Source organism: Virgibacillus natechei, assembly GCF_026013645.1.
GTDB classification, from domain to species: Bacteria; Bacillota; Bacilli; order Bacillales; family Amphibacillaceae; genus Virgibacillus_L; species Virgibacillus_L natechei.
This window is the reverse complement of sequence record NZ_CP110224.1, coordinates 2,692,150-2,714,207: the sequence shown is the minus strand read 5'-3', so window position 1 is coordinate 2,714,207 and position 22,058 is coordinate 2,692,150. Positions and strand designations below refer to the sequence as shown.

General features: G+C 40.5%; 17 protein-coding genes and 1 riboswitch. Of the genes, 15 read left to right on the top strand and 2 right to left on the bottom strand.

Annotated elements, in window-relative coordinates; all coding sequences use genetic code 11:
- Window positions 1-14 precede the first annotated feature (14 nt).
- The 11 genes from OLD84_RS14005 to OLD84_RS13955 all read left to right on the top strand — a co-directional run bounded on the left by OLD84_RS14005 (window position 15) and on the right by OLD84_RS13955 (window position 15,125).
- Complete coding sequence (locus OLD84_RS14005; protein WP_209463822.1) at window positions 15-974, top strand: bile acid:sodium symporter family protein; 960 nt, start codon at window positions 15-17, stop codon at window positions 972-974.
- Between the two features lie 96 nt (window positions 975-1,070).
- Complete coding sequence (ilvD, locus tag OLD84_RS14000; RefSeq protein ID WP_209463823.1) at window positions 1,071-2,747, top strand: dihydroxy-acid dehydratase; 1,677 nt, start codon at window positions 1,071-1,073, stop codon at window positions 2,745-2,747.
- A gap of 1,604 nt (window positions 2,748-4,351) precedes the next feature.
- Window positions 4,352-6,031, top strand: coding sequence for a biosynthetic-type acetolactate synthase large subunit (gene ilvB / locus OLD84_RS13995; protein WP_209463855.1), 1,680 nt, complete (start codon window positions 4,352-4,354; stop codon window positions 6,029-6,031).
- Window positions 6,028-6,546, top strand: a complete 519-nt coding sequence (ilvN, locus tag OLD84_RS13990; protein ID WP_209463824.1) for an acetolactate synthase small subunit — start codon at window positions 6,028-6,030, stop codon at window positions 6,544-6,546. Before ilvB ends, ilvN begins: the two co-directional genes overlap by 4 nt.
- Before the next feature lie 47 nt (window positions 6,547-6,593).
- The gene (ilvC, locus tag OLD84_RS13985; RefSeq protein WP_209463825.1) at window positions 6,594-7,628 is read left to right on the top strand and encodes a ketol-acid reductoisomerase; all 1,035 of its coding nucleotides are present in this window, start codon (window positions 6,594-6,596) and stop codon (window positions 7,626-7,628) included.
- Window positions 7,615-9,162, top strand: coding sequence for a 2-isopropylmalate synthase (locus OLD84_RS13980; protein ID WP_209463826.1), 1,548 nt, complete (start codon window positions 7,615-7,617; stop codon window positions 9,160-9,162). Before ilvC ends, OLD84_RS13980 begins: the two co-directional genes overlap by 14 nt.
- A gap of 160 nt (window positions 9,163-9,322) precedes the next feature.
- A complete protein-coding gene (gene leuB, locus OLD84_RS13975; protein WP_209463827.1) occupies window positions 9,323-10,429 on the top strand; it encodes a 3-isopropylmalate dehydrogenase in 1,107 nt (368 codons plus the stop codon).
- 19 nt (window positions 10,430-10,448) lie between these two features.
- Complete coding sequence (gene leuC / locus OLD84_RS13970) at window positions 10,449-11,855, top strand: 3-isopropylmalate dehydratase large subunit (protein WP_209463828.1); 1,407 nt, start codon at window positions 10,449-10,451, stop codon at window positions 11,853-11,855.
- A 12-nt stretch (window positions 11,856-11,867) separates the two neighbouring features.
- Complete coding sequence (gene leuD / locus OLD84_RS13965; RefSeq protein WP_209463829.1) at window positions 11,868-12,458, top strand: 3-isopropylmalate dehydratase small subunit; 591 nt, start codon at window positions 11,868-11,870, stop codon at window positions 12,456-12,458.
- Window positions 12,459-12,572: 114 nt separating this feature from the next.
- Window positions 12,573-13,517, top strand: a complete 945-nt coding sequence (gene ilvA, locus OLD84_RS13960) for a threonine ammonia-lyase (RefSeq protein WP_209463830.1) — start codon at window positions 12,573-12,575, stop codon at window positions 13,515-13,517.
- 74 nt (window positions 13,518-13,591) lie between these two features.
- Window positions 13,592-13,702: riboswitch (SAM riboswitch) on the top strand.
- Between the two features lie 130 nt (window positions 13,703-13,832).
- Window positions 13,833-15,125, top strand: a complete 1,293-nt coding sequence (locus OLD84_RS13955; protein WP_209463831.1) for an O-acetylhomoserine aminocarboxypropyltransferase/cysteine synthase family protein — start codon at window positions 13,833-13,835, stop codon at window positions 15,123-15,125.
- A gap of 109 nt (window positions 15,126-15,234) precedes the next feature.
- On the opposite strand, the gene OLD84_RS13950 is transcribed toward OLD84_RS13955, so the two are convergent.
- On the bottom strand, window positions 15,235-16,191 hold the full coding sequence (locus tag OLD84_RS13950; RefSeq protein ID WP_209463832.1) for an arsenic resistance protein: 957 nt from the start codon (window positions 16,189-16,191) through the stop codon (window positions 15,235-15,237).
- 238 nt (window positions 16,192-16,429) lie between these two features.
- Complete coding sequence (locus OLD84_RS13945; protein ID WP_209463833.1) at window positions 16,430-17,776, bottom strand: alanine/glycine:cation symporter family protein; 1,347 nt, start codon at window positions 17,774-17,776, stop codon at window positions 16,430-16,432.
- A 236-nt stretch (window positions 17,777-18,012) separates the two neighbouring features.
- Here OLD84_RS13945 and OLD84_RS13940 point away from each other — a divergent pair, with 236 nt between their 5' ends.
- The 4 genes from OLD84_RS13940 to OLD84_RS13925 all read left to right on the top strand — a co-directional run bounded on the left by OLD84_RS13940 (window position 18,013) and on the right by OLD84_RS13925 (window position 22,054).
- Complete coding sequence (locus OLD84_RS13940; protein ID WP_209463834.1) at window positions 18,013-19,605, top strand: ATP-binding protein; 1,593 nt, start codon at window positions 18,013-18,015, stop codon at window positions 19,603-19,605.
- An 11-nt stretch (window positions 19,606-19,616) separates the two neighbouring features.
- The gene (locus OLD84_RS13935; RefSeq protein ID WP_209463835.1) at window positions 19,617-20,291 is read left to right on the top strand and encodes a response regulator; all 675 of its coding nucleotides are present in this window, start codon (window positions 19,617-19,619) and stop codon (window positions 20,289-20,291) included.
- Between the two features lie 198 nt (window positions 20,292-20,489).
- Entirely contained in the window at window positions 20,490-21,497 is a 1,008-nt protein-coding gene (locus OLD84_RS13930) for a tripartite tricarboxylate transporter substrate binding protein (RefSeq protein WP_209463836.1), read from the top strand.
- Window positions 21,498-21,595: 98 nt separating this feature from the next.
- A complete protein-coding gene (locus tag OLD84_RS13925; RefSeq protein WP_209463837.1) occupies window positions 21,596-22,054 on the top strand; it encodes a tripartite tricarboxylate transporter TctB family protein in 459 nt (152 codons plus the stop codon).
- The last annotated feature ends 4 nt before the right edge of the window (window positions 22,055-22,058 follow it).

Here is a 22,058-nt window from a genome sequence, read left to right as displayed (position 1 = left end):
GGGGGAATGAGGTAATGAAGACATTGGAAAAAGTCAGTAATTTTGCAGGAAATACGTTTGCGATTTGGGTCATCTTATTTGCAAGTCTTAGCTTCTTTTTCCCGGGCGGTTTTACATGGATTGCACCATACATATCGCTGCTGCTAGGGATTATCATGTTTGGAATGGGGCTTACACTTTCCTTAGACGATTTTAAAGGTGTGTTTCAAGCACCGAAAAGTGTTCTTATTGCTGTTGTGGCCCAATTTACCATTATGCCACTGCTCGCACTTGGACTTGCACTCACGTTTCAGCTTCCACCAGAAGTGGCTGTTGGCGTTATCCTTGTAGGCTGTTGTCCGGGCGGTACGGCATCAAATGTGATGACATTTTTGGCGAAAGGGAATACGGCTTTATCGGTGTCGGTGACTGCCGTATCAACATTGCTAGCACCGGTACTGACTCCGGCGCTAACCTTGGTGCTTGCAAGCAGGTGGCTGCCTGTTTCTGCAGGTGATATGTTCCTGTCCATCGTTCAAATTGTTTTGATCCCGATCGTTTTAGGAATAGTGGTTCGCCTGTTATTCCGCAAGCAAGTGGAAAAAAGTGTTGCCGCATTACCACTTGTTTCGGTTGTTGGTATTGTTGGGGTTGCTGCAGCCGTTGTATCTACGAATACCGAAGCGATTATCACGACAGGTCTGCTGATTTTCAGTGTCGTTGTATTGCATAATGTACTCGGACTCCTGGTTGGTTATTTATTAGCAAAATTACTGCGATTGGACTTTTCGGATCAAAAAGCCGTTTCCATCGAGGTAGGAATGCAAAACTCTGGCCTTGCAGCAGCACTTGCATCTGCCCATTTTTCACCGGTAGCAGCTGTTCCTAGTGCATTATTTAGTGTTTGGCATAATATTTCCGGACCTATATTGGCAACATGGTGGGGGAAAAAGAGTGAAGGTCAAGACCTGGAAGAAGCGAAAAAAATAAGTTAGTAAAGTCTAAATCATTTTCCAATTATTATAAATTTGTTTGATTGAACTATTCGAAAATTAGGCTTATAATATGTCGAAAGAAAGGTGGAGTTCTGGATGGAAAAAGATTTACGTGTTAAAAGTAAAGTGTTTGATGGTACTATGAGGGCACCGAACCGTGCGATGCTGCGGGCTGTAGGAGTAACGGATGACGATTTTAAAAAGCCAATGATCGGTGTAGCGAGTACATGGGCAGAGGTGACCCCCTGTAATGTACATATTGATGATTTGGCTATTCGTACAAAGGAAGGCGCTAAACAAGCTGGGGCTGTTCCTTTTATTTTCAATACGATAACCGTTTCTGATGGAATTTCCATGGGAACGCAAGGTATGCGTTATTCACTACCGAGCCGTGATGTGATCGCTGATTCGATTGAAACTGTAGTAGGTGCAGAGAATTTGGATGGATTAGTGGCCATTGGGGCCTGTGATAAAAATATTCCGGGCTGTATGATTGCTATTGCTAATGCGGAAGTTCCGGCTGTTTTTACGTATGGTGGCACGATTGCGCCTGGTTCCCACAATGGAAAAGATATCGATCTTGTATCTGTATTTGAAGGTGTAGGTAAAAATAATAACGGGGATATTAACGATGATGAATTAAAAGCGATCGAATGTAGTGCATGTCCTGGAGCTGGTGCGTGTGGTGGAATGTATACGGCTAATACGATGGCATCCGCTGTTGAAGCGATGGGAATGAGCCTGCCTGGTAGCTCATCAAATCCGGCAGAATCAAAAGAAAAGGAAGCTGATTGTGCGGACGCTGGAGAAGCGGTCTATCATTTGTTAGAACAAGAGATTTATCCGAAAGATATCATGACAAAAGAAGCATTTGAAAATGCTATCACAGTTGTCATGGCACTTGGCGGATCAACGAATGCCATCTTACATTTGTTATCGATCGCCCATGCGGCAGAAGTAGATTTAACGATTGACGATTTTAATAGAATCCAGGCAAAGGTGCCACATCTTGCTGATTTAAAACCAAGCGGCCAATTTGTCATGCAAGATCTACATAAAGTTGGGGGAGTTCAAGGCGTAATGAAACTTCTTTATGAAGCGGGCTACTTGTATGGTGATTGTTTGACAGTGACCGGTAAAACAGTCGCTGAAAATCTAGCAGAAGTTTCCTCTCTTGACGAGGATCAACAGGTAATCATGCCATTTGATAATCCGAAACGCGAAGATGGCCCCTTAATTGTTTTAAAAGGAAATCTATCTCCAGAGGGTTCTGTAGCGAAAGTATCCGGTGTACAAGTCAACCGTCATACAGGACCTGCTCGTGTATTTGACACGGAAAAAGAAGCTACTGAAGCAGTGATGGATAATAAAATTAACGAGGGAGATGTGCTGGTCATTCGTTATGTGGGACCAAAAGGTGGACCAGGAATGCCTGAAATGCTGTCCATTTCCTCTATTCTAGTTGGAAAAGGTCTCGGTGAAAAGGTTGCCTTGTTAACCGATGGAAGATTCTCAGGTGGGACACATGGTTTAGTTGTCGGCCATATCGCACCTGAAGCACAAGATGGTGGGCCAATTGCATTCCTAAAAGAAGGGGATATGGTTACGATTGATTCCGATAAAAAAGAGATCTCCATGGATGTATCAGATGCAGAATTGGAAAACCGTCGTGCCTCATGGGTTGCGCCTGCCCTTTACAAAAAAGGGGTATTGGGTAAGTATGCACATAATGTGTCCAGTTCCTCAAAAGGAGCAGTCACCGATTTTAAATAAAAAGCTGTTTTCTAAAAGATTGGGACTGGGACTGCGGTTACTCGTCCTACCGAAAAGAATTGTTGTTTTTGACACAAGATCTATAAAAGACGACGTAGTGACATCTTTTGCAAACGCTGGTTGAGAGTAGTGACTCGCTCCGGAAACACATTTCGCTTTCCGCGGGCGGCTGGTGAGCCTCCTCGTGCTACGCACTGTGGGGTCTCACCTATGCCTTCCTCCCGCAGGAGTCTTCATGTGTTTCCTCCGCTGATATTACTGCTGCTAAATTGCATTAGTATTAGTAATCAATATTCAAAACATCCAACCACCTCACCAGTTCGGGTGAGCGAAGGGCGGTGACTCCAGCGGGAACAATGGTTTTCGGTGGGGCGAGCATTTACGCGCAGCCCCAGCACGAGTCTGAAGACCCCGCAGAGTGGGCTTCTCGAGGCAGGTTAAGTACGCGACGTCCTGTCGCAACACCTGCACTAGCACGTCCTGTGCGTCGAAGGATGAAGCAGGGCCCGCGGAAAGCATCCGCCCTGAGCGATCCCGAACGGCGTTTATAGCAAATACTTATACCGTCTTTTATATCAACTCCGAAGATTTAAAAGCAACAATAATTAGAAAAGAGCCTAAATAAAAAGAACCCTAGTTTTTCAAAACTGGGGTTCTTTTTATTGCAAGTAGGAAAATTTTATACTTTTTTAATTGCATAAGTCCGGGCTCTGGCTCTGGCCTTTTGCCGTAAAGGCTTGCACTCCAAATCATAAGGATTTTTAGAAAACCTGGCTTATCGCCAATCTTTTAATGGCGATAGCCAAAGTCAGCTTATGCAGTAAGAATTAGCTGCCTAACAAAGCAAAGAACGTTTTCTAAGAATCCCTTTAACAAAAGTCACGTTTTTTAATAAACAATCCAATTGTAACCAAAATGTAACAATTTTATTTTTAAAATCTGAAAAATTAACATGAAGCCATTGTAAGCGTATTCAATTTATCGGACTTATCGAAAGTATCAAAAAACTTTCTAAATAACGGTTGACCTTTTAGCAAATCCGTTATATGATAATCCGCAATATCAATTATTTCGAATTTATTTATATTAAGTAAATTCATAAAACACACAGACTCAATTATCAAAATTTTCATGATAAAAGAATAAATTAACTCGATGATGAGAAAAAAGGAACATGTTACATGTATTTACAGAGATCTGGGGGTGCTGGAAGCCCAGAAGTACATATTGTTCTGACATCTTCTCTGAGTGCTGGGCTGAACGAACTAATTTAGTAGGCTTAGCCGGGTACAGTCACATGTACCTGTTATCAAAAAAGGCTGATTATCTCAGTCACGAAGGTAGTATTCGCAAGAGTGCTATAAACCTGGGTGGTACCGTGAAAAGACTCTTTTTCTCCCCTGAAATTCTGATTTTATGCAGATTTATGGAGAAGAGTCTTTTTTTTATATGCAAAATCGATAAACTTTTCACGTTAGAAAAACGATGACTTTCCGCCAGTTCATGGTGTTAAGCCAAGTTTTTGAATATTGTTTTTAATAATTAAAAGGAGGCATGTTGTTGTGAAAGCTGAGGTAAGAGACAAAGTGGAAGAGACGGAAGAAATGATAACCGGTGCTGATTTATTAATTGAATCATTGGTTGATGAGCAAGTCGATACCATATTTGGCTATCCTGGTGGTGCAGTTTTACCAATTTACGATGCATTGTATCGGAGTTTAGCACCATTTAAGCATATACTTTCGCGTCACGAGCAAGGATCTATTCATGCAGCGGAAGGATATGCACGGGTTACGGGAAAGCCAGGAATAGTATTAGCAACATCAGGACCTGGAGCTACAAATTTGATTACGGGAATTACGGATGCATTGATGGATTCTTTGCCATTAGTTATATTCACCGGTCAAGTAGCAAAAGGTGTAATTGGTACAGATGCTTTTCAGGAATCAGATGTTATGGGAATAACAACACCAATTACCAAATACAATTATCAAGTTAATCACGTATCTGAATTACCGAGAATTATAAAAGAAGCTTTTCACATTGCTGTAACAGGCCGTCCAGGACCAGTCGTCATTGATATTCCCAAGAATATTTCACAAGAGACTTCACCAGCTCGAAGTCAACGTGATTTTTATTTACCAGGGTATCAGCCGACGAAACATCCTAATCCATTACAAATCGGCAAGCTGGCGGATGCGTTAAGCCGATCGAAGAAACCGATACTGCTGACCGGTGCTGGAGTCGTAACGGCAAAGGCTTCAGATGAACTCAAAGCTTTTGCCGAGAAATATCAGCTTCCAGTGACGAATACATTACTCGGCTTAGGTGGATTCCCGGGAACCAGCAACCTTTCACTAGGAATGGCTGGGATGCACGGAACATATGCGGCAAATATGGGGATTTATGAATGTGATTTACTAATTAATATCGGAGCTCGATTTGATGATCGTCTTACAGGTAAGTTAGAACACTTTGCACCAGATGCTAAGGTCGCTCATATTGACATCGACCCGGCAGAAATTGGGAAGAACATTTCAACAGCTATTCCCGTCGTTGGAGATGCAAAAGAAGCCTTAAAGGCATTATTAAATAGCGATATTGAGTTGCCAGACCATAAAGCCTGGAAGGAAAAGTTGGAACATAATAAAACAACGTATCCGCTGTGGTATGAACGGTCAAATGATGTCATTTCACCGCAATGGCTCACCGAGCAGGTGTACCGCATGTCGAAAGGGGAAGCAATTGTTACGACAGACGTTGGGCAACATCAGATGTGGGCAGCACAACACTATCCTTTTGATAAACCTAACCGCTGGGTAACTTCCGGAGGGCTCGGTACAATGGGATTCGGATTTCCAGCTGCAATCGGTGCTCAATTGGGGGCACCAAATGATTTAGTTGTTGCACTGGTTGGAGACGGTGGATTTCAAATGACGTTACAGGAACTATCTGTTCTTAAAGATAGGAATCTCCCTGTCAAAGTAATTATCGTCAATAACGAAGCGTTAGGAATGGTAAGGCAATGGCAGGAAAGTTTTTATGAGGAACGCTATTCAGAATCACTTTTATCAACCAATCCTGATTTTGTAAAACTTGCTGAAAGCTATGGCATCCGTGGACTGAGAGTAGACAAAGAGGATGACGTTGTTGAAGTGCTAGAGGATGTATTTGCATATGATGGGCCGGTTGTTTTGGATTGCCGGGTTGAACAAAAAGAAAGTGTTTATCCAATGATTGCCCCAGGTAAAGGGATCCAGGAAATGATAGGGGTGACAAAATGAAGCGTATTATAACAGCTACTGTTCAGAATCGAAGTGGTGTTCTGAACCGGATTACAGGGATGCTTAACAAGCGGCAGTTCAATATCGACAGTATTACCGTTGGAAATTCGGAAACAGAAGGCATAGCCAAAATGACATTTGTTGTGGAAGTCAGCGATCCTCAGAAACTAGAACAATTGACGAAGCAATTAAACAAACAAATAGATATTTTAAAAGTATCGGATATTACAGACAAAGCAATGGTCGCCAGGGAGCTCGCTCTCATAAGAGTTGGTGGCAATGGGCAGTCACGTACTGAAATCCAGGGGGTAATAGCACCATTTCGTGCATCGGTTATCGACCTGAGTAAAGACAGTCTAACGGTACAGGTGACAGGGAAACCGGATAAGGTGGACGCGTTAATCACCTTACTGCGGCCTTATGGAATAAAAGAGCTCACGAAAACAGGGGTCACTGCTTTTTTAAGAGGCCAACAGCCACAGCAGGTAACAGAAATTAACTCATTTTCAGTGTAAGTCTAATCTAATAATCTAATAATCTAAAAAAAGAGAGGAAGTTTATAATGTCAAAAGTACTTTATGAAAAAGATGTTCAAAAAGAGGTATTGCAAGGAAAGAAAATCGCAGTAGTTGGTTATGGATCACAGGGGCATGCACATGCACTGAATCTTCGAGAAAGCGGCTATGATGTTGTTGTAGGACTAAGACCAGGTAAATCACAGGAAAAGGCAGAGGAAGATGGCTTTACAGTTCTTTCTGTAGCAGATGCAACAAGTACAGCAGATGTTGTTATGGTGCTGTTGCCGGATGAACTTCAGCCATATGTGTATCAGGAAAGTATTAAACCAAATCTGAAATCAGGTAATGCCATTGCATTTGCCCATGGATTTAACATTCACTTTAATCAAATCGTTCCACCATCTGATGTCGATGTATTCCTTGTTGCACCAAAAGGACCTGGACATTTAGTTCGCAGGACGTATGAAGACGGAGCAGGTGTACCTTCTTTATATGGGGTGTACCAAGATGTTACTGGAAATGCAACAGAGCTTGCACTTGCTTATTCACAAGGAATTGGTTCAGCTAGAGCAGGTATCCTTGAAACATCTTTCCAAGAAGAAACGGAAACGGATCTATTTGGCGAGCAGGCAGTACTATGTGGCGGTGTTACCAACTTGATAAAAGCAGGTTTCGAAACATTGACAGATGCTGGATACCAGCCAGAAGTAGCTTACTTTGAATGTATGCATGAAATGAAATTGATTGTTGACTTGTTGTATGAAGGCGGACTGGAAAACATGCGTTATTCGATTTCAGACACAGCACAATGGGGAGATTTTGTATCGGGACCACGCGTCATCAATGATGAAACAAAAGAACGGATGAAAGAAGTTCTAGAAGATGTACAGTCAGGTAAGTTTGCGCAAGGATGGGTGCTTGAAAATCAGGCGAATCGCCCGCAATTTAATGCCATTAATGCTAGGGAAAATCAGTTACCGATTGAAAAAGTAGGAAGGGAGTTACGAGAGTTAATGCCTTTTGTGAAGCAACCGTTGAAATCGAAACAAAAGGATGTGAAACAGCATGTCGCAAATTAAAATTTTCGATACGACATTGAGAGATGGCGAGCAGTCACCTGGTGTGAATTTGAACAGATTAGAAAAATTGGAAATTGCTAAACAGCTGGAACGCTTTGGAGTTGATCGAATGGAGGCAGGATTCCCTGCTTCCTCCAAAGGGGATTTTAATGCAGTAAAGACAATTGCAGATACAATTAAAGGTACATCTGTCACTGGTTTAGCAAGGGCGGTTAAAAAAGATATTGATATTGCTTGGGAGGCGCTTAAAGGTGCTGATGAGCCACGGTTGCATATATTTTTAGCAACATCACCGATCCACATGACATATAAACTGAAGCAAACACCAGAAGAAGTGATTGACACGGCAGTAAGTATGGTTGCATATGCGAAAGAAAAATTCGCACAGGTGCAGTTTTCCCCAGAAGATGCAACACGGTCTGATTGGAACTTCTTAGCCCAAATTATTGAGCGTGTTATCGACGCAGGAGCCTCGGTGATTAACATGCCGGATACGGTAGGCTATACGACACCAGCGGAATATGGAGAGTTGTTTCGATTTATTAGAGAAACCGTTCCGAATATAGATCGTGTCGACCTTTCCTGTCATTGCCATGATGACTTGGGCATGGCTGTTGCCAATTCGATAGCAGCGGTTGAAAATGGTGCAACACAGGTCGAAGGAACGATAAATGGAATTGGGGAAAGAGCTGGAAATGCTGCGTTGGAAGAGGTTGGTGTAGCTTTAAAGATACGCGCCGACTACTACCCATATCAAACAAACCTTAAACTGAATGAAATAAAACGCACAAGTGACCTTGTAGCAAAACTATCTGGCATGTATGTCCAGGCAAACAAGGCAGTAATTGGTCGTAACGCATTTTCGCATGAAGCAGGTATTCACCAGGATGGCGTATTGAAAAACAAAGCCACTTACGAAATTATTACTCCAGAAATGGTAGGAGTAAATTCGAACACCTTATTCCTCGGAAAACATTCAGGGCGTCATGCATTCAAGGATAAAATTACGGAACTTGGTATAGATCTGCCGGATGAAAAACTAAAAGAAGCATTCAATACATTTAAGAAATTAACCGATCATAAAAAAGAGGTAACAGACGACGATATATTTACGATGCTAATGGAAATCCAAACAGATATTTCTTCAGTTGCTAAATACCAATTGGAAATGTTCCAAGTACAATATGGAACAGCGAATATCCCGACAGCTACAGTGCGCTTGAAAACCCCTGAAGGAAATACAGTTGAAACTGCCTATACAGGTGAGGGTAGTGTAGAGGCATTGTACAAAACGCTGGATGCGCTAATTGAAGAGGATTTGCAATTAGTAGATTACTCTCTTAACTCTGTTGGCGGTGGAAAAGATGCACTCGCAGAATCACATGTACAGCTTGTGGTAAATGGAGAAAAAGTAAACGGAAGAGGCACTGCTCAAGATGTGATAGAAGCCTCCGCAAATGCGTTTTTAAATGCCGTGAATCGTTATATCGTCCAACAAAATTCGACAATTACGAAGAAAGAAGTTATAAAGTAAAACTCCATTCAGTTGGGGTTTTTCGACGCCCAGGACGTGCTAGGACCGGCGTTGCGACAATGTTTTCGGTGGGGCGAGTAATCGCAGTCCCAGGACGTCGCAACCTTAGCCGGTGGACGTTAAAGAGACAAAATAATAAAACGGATGGGATGGGGAGATTATGGATAAACAAATTATTCTGCTTCCAGGCGATGGTGTTGGAAAAGAAATTATGGAATCGGCAAAACGAGTATTAAATACGATTTCCAGCGAATTTGGTCATAGCTTTACATTTCATCAGCATGAGATTGGTGGGGACGCGATCGATCAGTCTGGCACACCGTTGCCTGAAGATACGATTAAAGCATGTCAACATGCGGATGCGATTTTACTAGGAGCTGTTGGTGGGGAGAAATGGGATTCTCTACCAGCATACTTAAGGCCTGAAAAAGGGTTGCTTGGGATTCGGAAGACACTTGGATTATTTGCCAACCTGCGCCCTGTTAAAGGTTTTAGTCCTTTACTTGATGCTTCTCCATTAAAAGAGGAAGTGATTAAGGGAAGTGATATCTTAATTATACGAGAGCTAACAGGTGGACTTTATTTTGGAAAGCCTAGCGAGCGACGTGAGGATGGCGAAGTTGTAGTTGATACGTTGTATTATCAACGGAATGAAATGGAGCGAATTATTGATAAAGCTTTCCAAAGTGCGCAATTAAGAAATAATCATTTAACGTCTGTTGATAAAGCGAACGTGCTCGAATCCAGTCGAATGTGGCGTGAAATCGTTGATGAAAAAAGCAAAGATTATCCGGATGTAACTGTTGAGCATTTGCTCGTTGACGCAGCTGCAATGAAACTAATAACGCAACCTGATCAATTTGATGTACTCGTTACCGAAAATTTATTTGGTGACATCTTAAGCGATGAGGCATCTGTGTTAACAGGCTCACTTGGAATGTTACCGTCGGCGAGTATACGATCAGATGGTGTTGGACTTTATGAGCCCGTTCATGGATCTGCACCTGATATTGCTGGAAAAGGAATTGCTAATCCATTAGGGATGATATTATCAGCTGCATTAATGCTTAGACACTCATTCGGCCTAGAAAAGGAAGCATTAGAAATTGAAGAAGCTGTTAGTCAATGCTTAGAGCAAGGATACCACACCCCTGACTTGCATATGAAGGGTGGCCAAGAAGTTGGTACAAAGGAAATGACTGAAATGGTGATAGATAACTTAACAACAAATAGTGTGTGCGAGCAAATAGGTACGATGTATGCCTAAATAGAGGGGGGAGATAGCGGTGTCGAAACCTGAAACGATTGTTCATAAAATATGGAATAAACATGTAGTATATGAAGAAAGTGGTAAACCGGATCTCATGTATATTGATCTGCATTTGGTTCACGAAGTGACTTCTCCTCAAGCATTTGAAGGGTTGCGACTGAATAATAGAAAAGTACGAAGGCCGGATTTAACCTTTGCTACGATGGATCACAATGTCCCAACAAAAAATAGGGATGTCATCAAAGACCAAATCGCCAAAAAACAAATGGAAACATTGCGGGATAACTGTGAAGAACATGAAATTCCGCTAGCAGATATGATGCACCCGGATCAAGGGATTGTTCATGTGATCGGGCCACAGCTCGGATTGACGCAGCCTGGAAAAACTATTGTCTGTGGAGATAGTCATACGTCAACACATGGTGCATTTGGGGCGTTGGCTTTTGGAATCGGTACTAGTGAAGTGGAACATGTACTAGCGACCCAGACCTTGCAACAGGAACAACCTAAAACGTTAAATGTACAGGTGGAAGGTGATTTAGGACCTGGGGTGACAGCAAAAGACTTAATATTGGCTATCATTGCTAAATTTGGCGTTCGTTTTGGTTCCGGCTATGTGATGGAATACACAGGTGATGCGATTCGAAAATTATCTATGGAAGAACGTATGACAATATGTAATATGTCCATCGAAGCAGGTGCCCGGGCTGGCTTAATCAGTCCGGATCAAACAACGATTGATTATTTAAAAGGAAAAGAATATGTACCAGAGGGTGAGGCATTTACAGAAGTAGCCGACGAGTGGTTGGAGCTGGCTACCGATGAAGGTGCTACCTATGATAAGACCGTAACAATTAATGCAGAAGAGATTGAACCACAAGTTTCATGGGGAACCAACCCTAGTATGTGTGTCCCAGTTAGTGGCAAGACACCAAATCTAAATGAAGTTGATCATAGGGAAGATGTCGAGCGAGCCCTAACGTATATGGGACTGGAAGAAAATCAACCGATAACAGACATTGATATTGACCATGTGTTTATTGGGTCATGTACCAATTCCCGTGTAAGCGATCTGCAAAAGGCTGCATCCATTGTTAAAGGAAAACAAGTAAACACAAATGTGAAAGCGATCGTTGTACCAGGATCCTTCAGCGTTAAATTGGAAGCAGAAAAACTAGGGCTGGACACTATTTTTAAACAGGCAGGCTTTGAATGGCGGGAATCTGGTTGCAGTATGTGCCTAGGAATGAATGATGATATTATTCCACCAGGTGGCAGATGTGCGTCAACATCTAATCGGAATTTTGAGGGAAGACAAGGGAACGGTGCCCGTACGCATTTAGTTAGTCCAGAAATGGCTGCAGCAGCTGCTATAGAAGGGCATTTTGTGGATGTTCGAAAATTTGTGGGCATAGCGAATTAGGAGGTGCATGTAATGGAAGCTATTCAGGAACATAAAGGATTGGTATACCCATTGAACCGAACAAATATAGATACGGATCAAATTATTCCAAAGCAATTTTTAAAACGAATAGAGCGAACTGGATTTGGTCAATTCCTTTTTTATCATTGGCGGTTTGATGATGATGGGAATAAGCGAGCAGAGTTCGGATTAAATAAACCTGCTTATCAAACAGCGTCTATTTTAATAGCGGGTGAGAACTTTGGCTGCGGTTCTTCTAGGGAACATGCACCCTGGGCATTGTTGGATTACGGGTTTCGTGTTATTATAGCATCGAGCTTTGCTGATATATTTTATAACAATGCATTAAAAAATGGGATTATTCCAGTTCAAATGAATGAGACGCAGGTAAATCAATGGATGGAACAGGCGGAGAATTCAACATTGGTATTAGATGTCGATCTGGAAGCTCAAGTCATTATTGATGCAGATCAAAATGAAGTACATTTTGATATCCCGGCCTTTCACAAGGAAAAGCTAATGAATGGATTAGATGAAATAGCTTTAACATTAAAGCTAGAGGATAAGATTGAGGCTTATGAGATAGCTCATGGGTCATCCTAAGATCCACGGGGTGTATTCGAGCTTGCATTAGCATCATGGAAACAAAGTATACAAATTAATGAGGAGTGTGGAATCATTGGGGATTGCTTAACAGGTGAGAAGGTTGATACCGCGATGGAACGTCTGTCACCCATCGTTCACCGTACACCATTACTAACATCAACAACCACAGATGAATTACTCGACAAAAACGTTTATTTTAAAATGGAGAATCAACAAAAAACGGGAGCGTTTAAATTTAGAGGTGCTAGTTTTAAGCTCATGCAATTAACGGATGATCAATTGAAGAAAGGTGTTGTCACTGCTTCAGCTGGAAATCATGCGCAAGGGGTTGCTCATGCTGCAGCCAAATTAGGCGCACATGCAACTATCTTCATGCCAGAACGTACCCCCCTTGCAAAGGTCAATGCCACACGAAACTATGGTGCTGAAGTTGTGCTTACTGGCGATTCATTCCAGGAAGCCTATGAAGCTTCATTGAAAAGACAAATGCAAACAGGTGCTGTTTATATTCACCCGTTTGACGATTATGATGTGATGGCCGGTCAAGGTACACTTGTCATGGAGATGTTGCACCAAGAACCTCGACTCGACACCATTATCGTGCCCGTTGGCGGTGGGGGCCTTATTAGTGGAATAGCAGTTGCTGCTAAGTATATAAATCCTGCTATAAAGGTTATTGGTGTTCAGGCGAGCGGGGCGTCTGCTATGCATGACAGTTATCACCATGATGCAGTGAACAAGAAGTCCGTTTCTACAATTGCAGAAGGCATCGCGGTAAAACAGCCTGGTAAAAATACGTTGCCACTCATACGTGAATACGTAGATGATATGATAACCGTTTCAGATGCAGAGATCGCTTCTGCACTCGTTTATATGCTTGAAAGAAATAAAACATTGATGGAAGGTGCAGGAGCTGCAGCGTTAGCCGCATTATTCGCTAATAGCGGACAAATTAATTCAGCGCATTGCGGCGTCATTGTAAGTGGCGGTAATATGGATATTAGTGATTTACCAAAAATCCAGCGCCTGGCTGAGAAATTGCATGACTCTGCTTAAACAATCAAATATTCTTTCTTGATAGTCTTCAGAATGAGATAACGTATTACCAATATAAAACTTAATAGCAATATTCCTTATAAAGAGTCGGGGGAGGAACCTGGTCCTATGATCCTGCGGCAACCGTTACTAAATAGTGAAATGGTGCCACTTCCAGCAAGCAGTATTGGCTTGAAAGATGAGGGAGAGTGTCGTTTAATTTTAAAAAACCTCTTCCCCATTGGAAGAGGTTTTTTTAGTGTTCACAATTAGAAAACAGTCAAATTAAAAGCTTTGGGATCATTATTGTGAATTGGAGAAAAGGGGCATGACAAAATGACAAATGAACACGCAAAAGGAAATTTGAATTTTGATACAATAGCACAGCACGGTGGGCATGATGTTGACGAATCAGTTCGTTCCAGAGCTGTACCGATCTATCAAACGACATCTTACGTATTTGAAGATACAGATCAAGCAGCTTCGCTTTTCAAAATGCAGGGAAATGGATATATCTATTCGAGAAATGCAAATCCGACGAATAACGTATTTGAAAATAGGATTGCACAATTGGAAGGAGGAGTGGGGGCATTTGCTGTTTCATCCGGACAAGCAGCTATTGTGGTTGCGTTGTTAACCCTTGCAAAGGCAGGTGACGAAATTGTAGCTACCAATGCTTTATATGGGGGTACGTTCAGTCTTTTTTCGGAAACGTTTCAGCGCTTCGGGGTAACGGTTCACTTTGTCGATGGTACAGATTTTGAAGGAATAGCTGGAGCAATTAACGATAAAACAAAAGCTATTTTTACGGAAACGATCGGGAATCCAAGCTTGGAAATTGCTGATATTAGCAGACTTAGTAACCTCGCACATGAACATCATTTACCATTGGTAGTGGACTCTACATTTACAACGCCATATTTACAGAAACCTATCGAATTTGGTGCAGATATTGTGGTGCATTCGACGACTAAATTTATCGGCGGGCATGGCTCATCCATCGGGGGAGTTATTGTGGATTCTGGAAAATTTCCATGGGATAATGGCAAATTCCCGGAATTCACGGAATCAAAGGCCTCTTTAGATGATCAATCTTTTGTAAGACTCGCTAAAGAAAATGCATTTATTGCCAAAGCTCGATTTACACTAGGGCATGATCTAGGTGTAACCATTTCTCCATTCAACAGCTGGTTATTTATTCAAGGTCTTGAATCACTGCCACTACGCATGAAGCAGCATGTGACAAATGCACAGCAGATAGCCGAATACTTGGACGGGCATGAGCAAGTAGAATGGGTGAATTATCCAACATTAAAAGGTGACCCACAATACGAAATGGCCCAAACCTATTTACCAAAAGGTGCAGGATCCATTTTTACAATTGGAATTAAAGGCGGGCTCGAATCTGCGAAAACCTTTATAAATTCCGTGAAGCTGTTATCCCATGTCGCAAATGTTGGCGATTCAAAAACACTCGTCCTTCATCCCGCTACGACATCGCACGCGAGATTATCACCGGATGAACAGCTCGCTGCTGGCGTTACGCCAGAGCAAATTCGACTATCGATCGGGCTGGAGGACGCAGCGGATATTAAAGCTGATATCGATCAGGCGCTGAGGAAAAGTTAAATTCGAGAAATTGTAGAATGAAATATGGAGTACCAATTCAATCTCTTGTTCCAGAAATGGAATCAAGTTGGAGTGAAAAGTAAAGGTTATCCTAACGATAGGGTAACCTTTACTTTTTACTCTTTCTTCTTTTTAGAAGCAGTATTTGGGAGACAATGGCAAGTACGGGTAATTCAATCAAAGGTCCTATAACCAAAGCCAGGGCAATGAGAGGCTGATCTGGAAATGCTGTTACAGCTATAGCCAAGGCGACTGGTGAATTTCTGGCAACAATCGTCATACTTAAGCTTACTGAATCTTCATAAGAAAAATTTAAAAACGTAGCAACCAAGCGCCCTATCAAGTAGTTAATAACAAAAAACATCAAAATGGGTATAATTAAAATGTAAATGACTTCTAGGTTTTCAAGTAAGTAAGAACCTTGGGAAGCAAACATTGCCATAATGGCCAGGGCTAAAAAGAAAATTTGAGCATTACCGAAAAAGGGAATAATCTTGTTGTTTAAAACAGATTCTCTTCTTCTTAATAAGAATCGCGTAAGGTGCGCCAGTATAAAAGGAATAACCAATACAATCAATATGCTCTCTACAAGCGTTGATACGGCTATTGTTTCAATGGTTCCAGCAAATAGGAGTAAATATACTGGCAGAAACACTACCTGTAGAATTAAATTAATCGGTAAAACCGATGTAGAAAGCGATACATTTCCTTTTGCTATACCAGTAAACACGAGATACCAGTCTGTACAAGGAGTTACCATAAGCATAATGAAACCGATCCATAAAGCTGGATAATCAGCTAGGAATACTGCTCCTAAGCTCCAAGCTAAAATGGGGGTCCATATAAAATTAATGATCGTGCTGGATCCAAGGAATTTAATATTTGAAAAGGCCTTCTTTAATTGTTGCAATGGAATCGTTAAAAATAATCCATATAGCATCAAGAATAGAAACGGAATAACGAAATTCTCGGCATATTGTTCAATTATGTCTACCTGTCCCAATAAAAAACCTAAACCAACAGCGAATAGTATGATAATGGTTTGTAGTTTCTCTAAGGCTCTCATAAATCAATCTCTTTTCTCTGGTAGGACTAATCTTCGTTACAGTTTAGTATAATATAAATCATCAATTAATGCTTGCATCATATTTATCTCCAATTAAGTTTTTCTGTAATATGGGAATAGTTGAAGCGTGGAAACTTCAATAAGGGCGTTTTCATGTATGTAGAACTTAGTCGATAAACCCGATATAAGAAGAGAGCGCCTCGATCATATTAGGATCAAGACGCTCTCATCTTATTGTCTAACCTTCCTGTCTCTCATAGACGCGTAACTCATTAAATCGTTTCGTCTCTTTCACAACAACCCCAGATAAGAGTAATAGACCGACCAAGTTCGGGATCGCCATTAATCCATTAAAAATGTCTCCTAAGTTCCATACCGTGTCTAGAGACAGGGTTGCTCCAGGAATGATCGCCAAGACGAAGATAACTCGATAAAGGGTGGTTAAGTTATCGCCAACCAGATACGTAAAACACTTTTCTCCAAAATAAGCCCAGCCTACAATGGTGGAGAAAATAAAGAATAATAGTGTAACGGCAACGACAATGTCACCACCTGCGGGAAGTAACGCATCAAAAGACTGTGCGGTGAGTGCAGCGCCTTCCGTACCTGTCGCATACAAATTCGCCATGGTGAGGGCGAGGCCAGTAACCGTACAGACGATAATTGTATCAATAAATACTTGCGTCATAGAAATGAGTGCCTGGCGTGCAGGGATATCCGTTTTGGCAGCTGCAGCGGCAATACCGCCTGTACCAAGTCCTGCTTCATTGGAAAATAGGCCACGGGCTACCCCCATTTGGATGACAGTACCTATTGCTCCCCCAGCAACAGCTTGGCCTGTAAATGCATCGGTGAAAATCAACCCAAAAGCAGCAGGGACTTCACTGAAATTTATAAAAATGATGACGAAGCCTGCAATAAGATAAAAGACAATCATGACTGGTACAACAATACTAGTCACTCGCCCGATACTTTTAACACCGCCGATAATAACCAATCCAACGAGGATCGCAAACACAAGACCTGTGAGCCAAAGCGGTATGTTGAAAACATCATTGGCAACATCGGCAGCCGCATTCGCTTGGATCATATTGCCAATTCCAAAGATCGCTGCAAACACAGCAAAAAGTGCAAATAGCACAGCGAGCCATTTTTGTCCGAGTCCTTTTTCAATATAGTACATCGGCCCTCCGGACATTTCCCCTTTGGCATTTTCCTGCCGGTATTTCACGCCAAGAATAGCCTCGGCATACTTTGTTGCCATCCCAACCAGTGCGGTAATCCACATCCAAAACACAGCGCCAGGGCCACCTGCCACGACAGCTGTTGCCACACCAACAACATTCCCTGTCCCAACAGTGGCAGCTAAAGAAGTCGAGAGCGCTTGGAAATGGGATATATCCCCTTTGGATTCTTTATCCTGTTTCTTAAAGGTGATTTTCAATGCATAAGGTAACATTCGAAAAGAAAAGAACATTAATCGTATCGTTAAGTATAATCCCGTTCCAACTAATAAAATAATTAATGGTAAACCCCAGACAAAATCAGCTATCTCACCACTTATATTTTCCAACCATTCTCCCATCTTTTTCCCCCTCTCTTAATTAGTAAAGATATAGGAATATTGAGAAAATGTCAATGAATCTATAAAAAGTAGATTTAATGGAGTCTTCCGAATCTTGATATAAAACTATTGGAATGGACTATAAACTGTCGTATAATAAATGCTATATTCGAAGCATGAAAATATAATCAAATTTTGCATGTATATAAAATTTCAATGAAGAAATCAGTCGTGTATTTATTGGAAAGGATAGTGTTATGAAAAGAGTAAGTGTCTCTTTACAAACAAAAATTCTAGTATTAATAATTACCTTGATTGTATTTATTACTATATTACTGACAACAATTATTGCCTATCTTGAATCAGAGGAAACAGAACAACATATTGGAGAGAGAGCTCTCCATGTCGCTACAACGCTTTCCTTAATGCCTACTATCAGGGATGCGTTTGCTCTGGATGAACCCGAAACAGTAATACAGCCAGTTGCAAGTGAGGTTCGTGAAATGATTGGCGCAGAGTTTATTGTTGTCGGTAATAGTGAAAGTATCCGATATGCACACCCGGATGAGGAAAAAGTAGGAAGAGAGATGGTAGGTGGTGACAATGATAAAGCATTAATTCATGGAGAGTATTATACGTCAAAAGCCACAGGGAGTCTTGGTCCGTCATTAAGGGGGAAAGCACCAGTTATCAATGATGATGGTGAAATAGTGGGTATTATTTCTGTTGGATTTATGGTTGAAGATATTAGAACTACTATTTTTAATAAACTATTAAAAATCAGTGGTGTAGCCATATTGGTAATTGCAATTGGGATTATTGGTGGAATATTATTAGCTAGAAGTATACGAAAAGATACATATGGACTAGAACCGCATCAAATTGCTTCATTATATAGGGATCGTAATGCGATATTAGAGTCAATCAAAGAGGGTGTTATTGCAATAGACAAAGATGGACAAATTAATATGATGAATGAATCTGCTCAAAAAATACTAGGATTGTCTGAGAATAATATCAATAAAAAAATAGAAGATGTATTTCCTAATACAAGGATGTATAATGTGCTATTTTCCGGTGATGTAATAAAGAATGATGAAATGATTCTGAATAACCGAAATGTCATTATTAATCGAACACCAATAATGGAAAATGAGGAAGTTATCGGGGTTGTTTCCAGTTTTCGAGATAAAACAGAACTGAACGAAATGATTAATACATTATCAGAGGTTAGAAAGTATTCAGAAGATCTTCGTGCTCAAACGCATGAATATACAAATAAATTATATGTAATATCTGGACTGCTTCAACTAGGCTATTATAAAAAGGCAATTGAGCTGATTCAGACGGAGTCTCAGTTGACTGGTAATCAAAATAAAATTTTGATTGAGCAAATAAATGATAGAACAGTCCAAGCAATTTTGTTAGGTAAAATAGGAAAAGCCTCGGAGATGAAAATTAATTTTGAAATCGAATCCAGCAGCTATCTAGGCCATTTGCCAGAACATTTAGATATAGTTAAATTAATAACTATTCTAGGAAATCTACTCGATAATGCGATAGAAGCAGTTGAAACAAATGAATATAAAAATGTTGTGTTTTTTGCTACAGATTTAGGTGGAGATATTGTTTTTGAAATAGCTGACAATGGGGTAGGAATTTCAGACGATAAGGTGAAACAAATTTTTGAACAAGGATTTTCAACAAAAGACAACGAAAATCGTGGCTATGGACTAGCAATTGTGAAAGAAACGGTCAATGAATTACAAGGGCAAATCGAAGTAACTAATCAGCCTACTGGTGGGGCAGTGTTCACTGTATTTATACCAAAAGAAGGTTACGTGGATTAATGGGGGATTTTATGATCAAGGTCGTTATTGTAGAAGATGACTACCGTATAGCTGGTATTCATGAGGAATTCTTAGATAAAGTTAGTGGTTTTACAGTAGCAGGAAAGGTGTTAAACGGTAAGGATGCGATTAAAATAGTAGATTCTAAATATATTGATCTTGTATTACTTGATATATACATGCCAGATATACTTGGAACGGATATCATTCATGAGATAAGAACAATTAACCCGAACATAGATATAATCACGATTTCAGCTGCAACAGAAACGGAGATAGTTGGTGAAGTGATTCGCAATGGTGTATTTGATTATATTATAAAACCAGTTAAAATGGAGCGATTTGTAGAAACGGTTGAACGTTATAAAAAAATGAAACATAAGCTTGAATCTAAGGAAGAAGTTGATCAATCTTTTTTAGATGATTACTTTGGACGTAAAACAGAAGTAAGTTCAAATATGAAGCAGACACCTAAAGGTATTGATCCATTAACACTTGATAAGGTCAAACAAATTATTCATCGTATAGAAGAGGGCATTACAGCTGAAGAAATGGGTGTCCAAATTGGCGCATCTCGAACAACGGCAAGACGGTATTTAGAATATCTAACTACAGTTGACAATATTGCCGCAAAGCTCGAATACGGTGTTGTAGGAAGACCTGAACGAAAATATTATATAAAATAATGGAAAGGGATGCCAAAAGCATTATGCTGGCATCCCTTCTCTATGTAAAAAACATCATGAACGAAATGAACAAAAAACACGTAAAAAACGAATTACACTTTATTTTGAAAACGTTTACATAACGGAAAAATTTCATTATAGTGAATAATAAGCGAAATGATACGCTTTTATTCAATAAAAACAAAGGGGGAAATAATCATGAAAAGGTATTTATCGCTACTAGTTTTAACGGTTCTGATAGTCTTTGTTGCAGCGTGTTCTGCTGATGAAGAGGAAGCTGGCGGATCAGCTGAAGAAGATTGGGCACCAGAAGAAGCAATTGAAATTGTAGCACCAGCTGGGGCTGGTGGCGGCTGGGACACTACTGCAAGGATGACAGCACAGGTTTTTGGGGAGGAAGGAATTATTGATCAGGATATCGGGGTAATAAATAGAGAAGGAGGCGGCGGTGCTGTAGGCTGGGCTTATGTTGCCGAGCAAGATACGAGTCCACATCATATGTTTGTTGGTTCACCACCACTTCTATTAGTGCCTTTAAATGGTCAATCAGAATATAACTATGAAGACTTTACACCAATTGCAAATATGATCGCTGACTATGCTGCTTTCGCTGTATCAGCAGATGCAGAATGGGATAATTTAAATGAACTTTTTGATGATATGAAAGAAGACCCATCAAGTGTCACAGTAGTTGGAACATCATCTCCAGGTAGTATGGATCATATACAATTTGCACAGGTTGCTAAGGCTGCTGGTGTCGATGTAACTGAAATTAATTATGTATCTGATCAGGGTGGCGGGGCATTAACTCAGGTTTTAAATGGCAGTGTTGATGTGTTCTCTACAGGGGTTGCCGAAACAATAGAACAAGTGAAAGCAGGAGAAATTAAAGTATTAGGTGTAACATCTGAAGAAAGATTAGAGGGTGAAGTTATAGAGGACTTCCCTACTGCAATCGAACAAGGAATTGATACTACTTTCATTAACTGGCGCGGTTTCTTTGGACCGGCAAATATGGATGAATCAGCTGTTTCTTATTATGAGGAGAAATTTAAAGAACTAAGTGAATCGGATGGATTTGCTGAAATTCGAGACCAATATGGATGGGACGAAATGTACATGAATAGTGAAGAGTACAGCACATATTTAGAGGAACAAAATGCAGAATTAGAATCACTATTAGAGGAATTGGGGCTTGGAGAATAAAGCCAATCAAGTCAATGATAATTATCATTGACTTGATTTTTATAGAGCTTTAAGACACATTTTTCTAAGATTACTTAACTTCATATGGTGGTGAATAGATGTTAAAAACGTTAAATCAACGAATAAGTATTGTTTTATTTATTATAGCTGTGGGTTATTTAGTTTTAACTTTTCAACTTCCCTCCTATGGCTATACTTCTGTTGATGCTGATGTAATCCCAATGGTGTTGGGCTGGTTATTAGCTGTATTGGCAGTATGTCTGTTTTTTTCAAAGGATTCGGAAACAGAAGAACAGAAAGCAAGAAGGGATATCCCAAAGAAGGATTTAGGTGTTTTAATTGCAGTTTTTGCTTTTATCTTCGTGTACATTATGTTTCTAGAACTCCTTGGCTTTGTAGTTGTGACAGGATTATTTATCTTTTTTTGTTCATGGTTTTTAGGTTACAGAAAACATATTACGAATTTGATTGTATCTATCTTATTTCCTCTGTTAATGTATATAACATTTACAGAGTTGTTGAAAATTAATTTACCACAAGGAATCCTGCCGTTTTAAAGGA

Bases quoted from the DNA above. Each gene is read 5' to 3' on its own strand.
- OLD84_RS14005 (WP_209463822.1), top strand. From the start codon at position 15: ATGAAGACATTGGAAAAAGTCAGTAATTTTGCAGGAAATACGTTTGCG.
- ilvD (WP_209463823.1), top strand. From the start codon at position 1,071: ATGGAAAAAGATTTACGTGTTAAAAGTAAAGTGTTTGATGGTACTATG.
- ilvB (WP_209463855.1), top strand. From the start codon at position 4,352: ATGATAACCGGTGCTGATTTATTAATTGAATCATTGGTTGATGAGCAA.
- ilvN (WP_209463824.1), top strand. From the start codon at position 6,028: ATGAAGCGTATTATAACAGCTACTGTTCAGAATCGAAGTGGTGTTCTG.
- ilvC (WP_209463825.1), top strand. From the start codon at position 6,594: ATGTCAAAAGTACTTTATGAAAAAGATGTTCAAAAAGAGGTATTGCAA.
- OLD84_RS13980 (WP_209463826.1), top strand. From the start codon at position 7,615: ATGTCGCAAATTAAAATTTTCGATACGACATTGAGAGATGGCGAGCAG.
- leuB (WP_209463827.1), top strand. From the start codon at position 9,323: ATGGATAAACAAATTATTCTGCTTCCAGGCGATGGTGTTGGAAAAGAA.
- leuD (WP_209463829.1), top strand. From the start codon at position 11,868: ATGGAAGCTATTCAGGAACATAAAGGATTGGTATACCCATTGAACCGA.
- ilvA (WP_209463830.1), top strand. From the start codon at position 12,573: ATGGAACGTCTGTCACCCATCGTTCACCGTACACCATTACTAACATCA.
- OLD84_RS13955 (WP_209463831.1), top strand. From the start codon at position 13,833: ATGACAAATGAACACGCAAAAGGAAATTTGAATTTTGATACAATAGCA.
- OLD84_RS13950 (WP_209463832.1), bottom strand. From the start codon at position 16,191: ATGAGAGCCTTAGAGAAACTACAAACCATTATCATACTATTCGCTGTT.
- OLD84_RS13945 (WP_209463833.1), bottom strand. From the start codon at position 17,776: ATGGGAGAATGGTTGGAAAATATAAGTGGTGAGATAGCTGATTTTGTC.
- OLD84_RS13940 (WP_209463834.1), top strand. From the start codon at position 18,013: ATGAAAAGAGTAAGTGTCTCTTTACAAACAAAAATTCTAGTATTAATA.
- OLD84_RS13935 (WP_209463835.1), top strand. From the start codon at position 19,617: ATGATCAAGGTCGTTATTGTAGAAGATGACTACCGTATAGCTGGTATT.
- OLD84_RS13930 (WP_209463836.1), top strand. From the start codon at position 20,490: ATGAAAAGGTATTTATCGCTACTAGTTTTAACGGTTCTGATAGTCTTT.
- OLD84_RS13925 (WP_209463837.1), top strand. From the start codon at position 21,596: ATGTTAAAAACGTTAAATCAACGAATAAGTATTGTTTTATTTATTATA.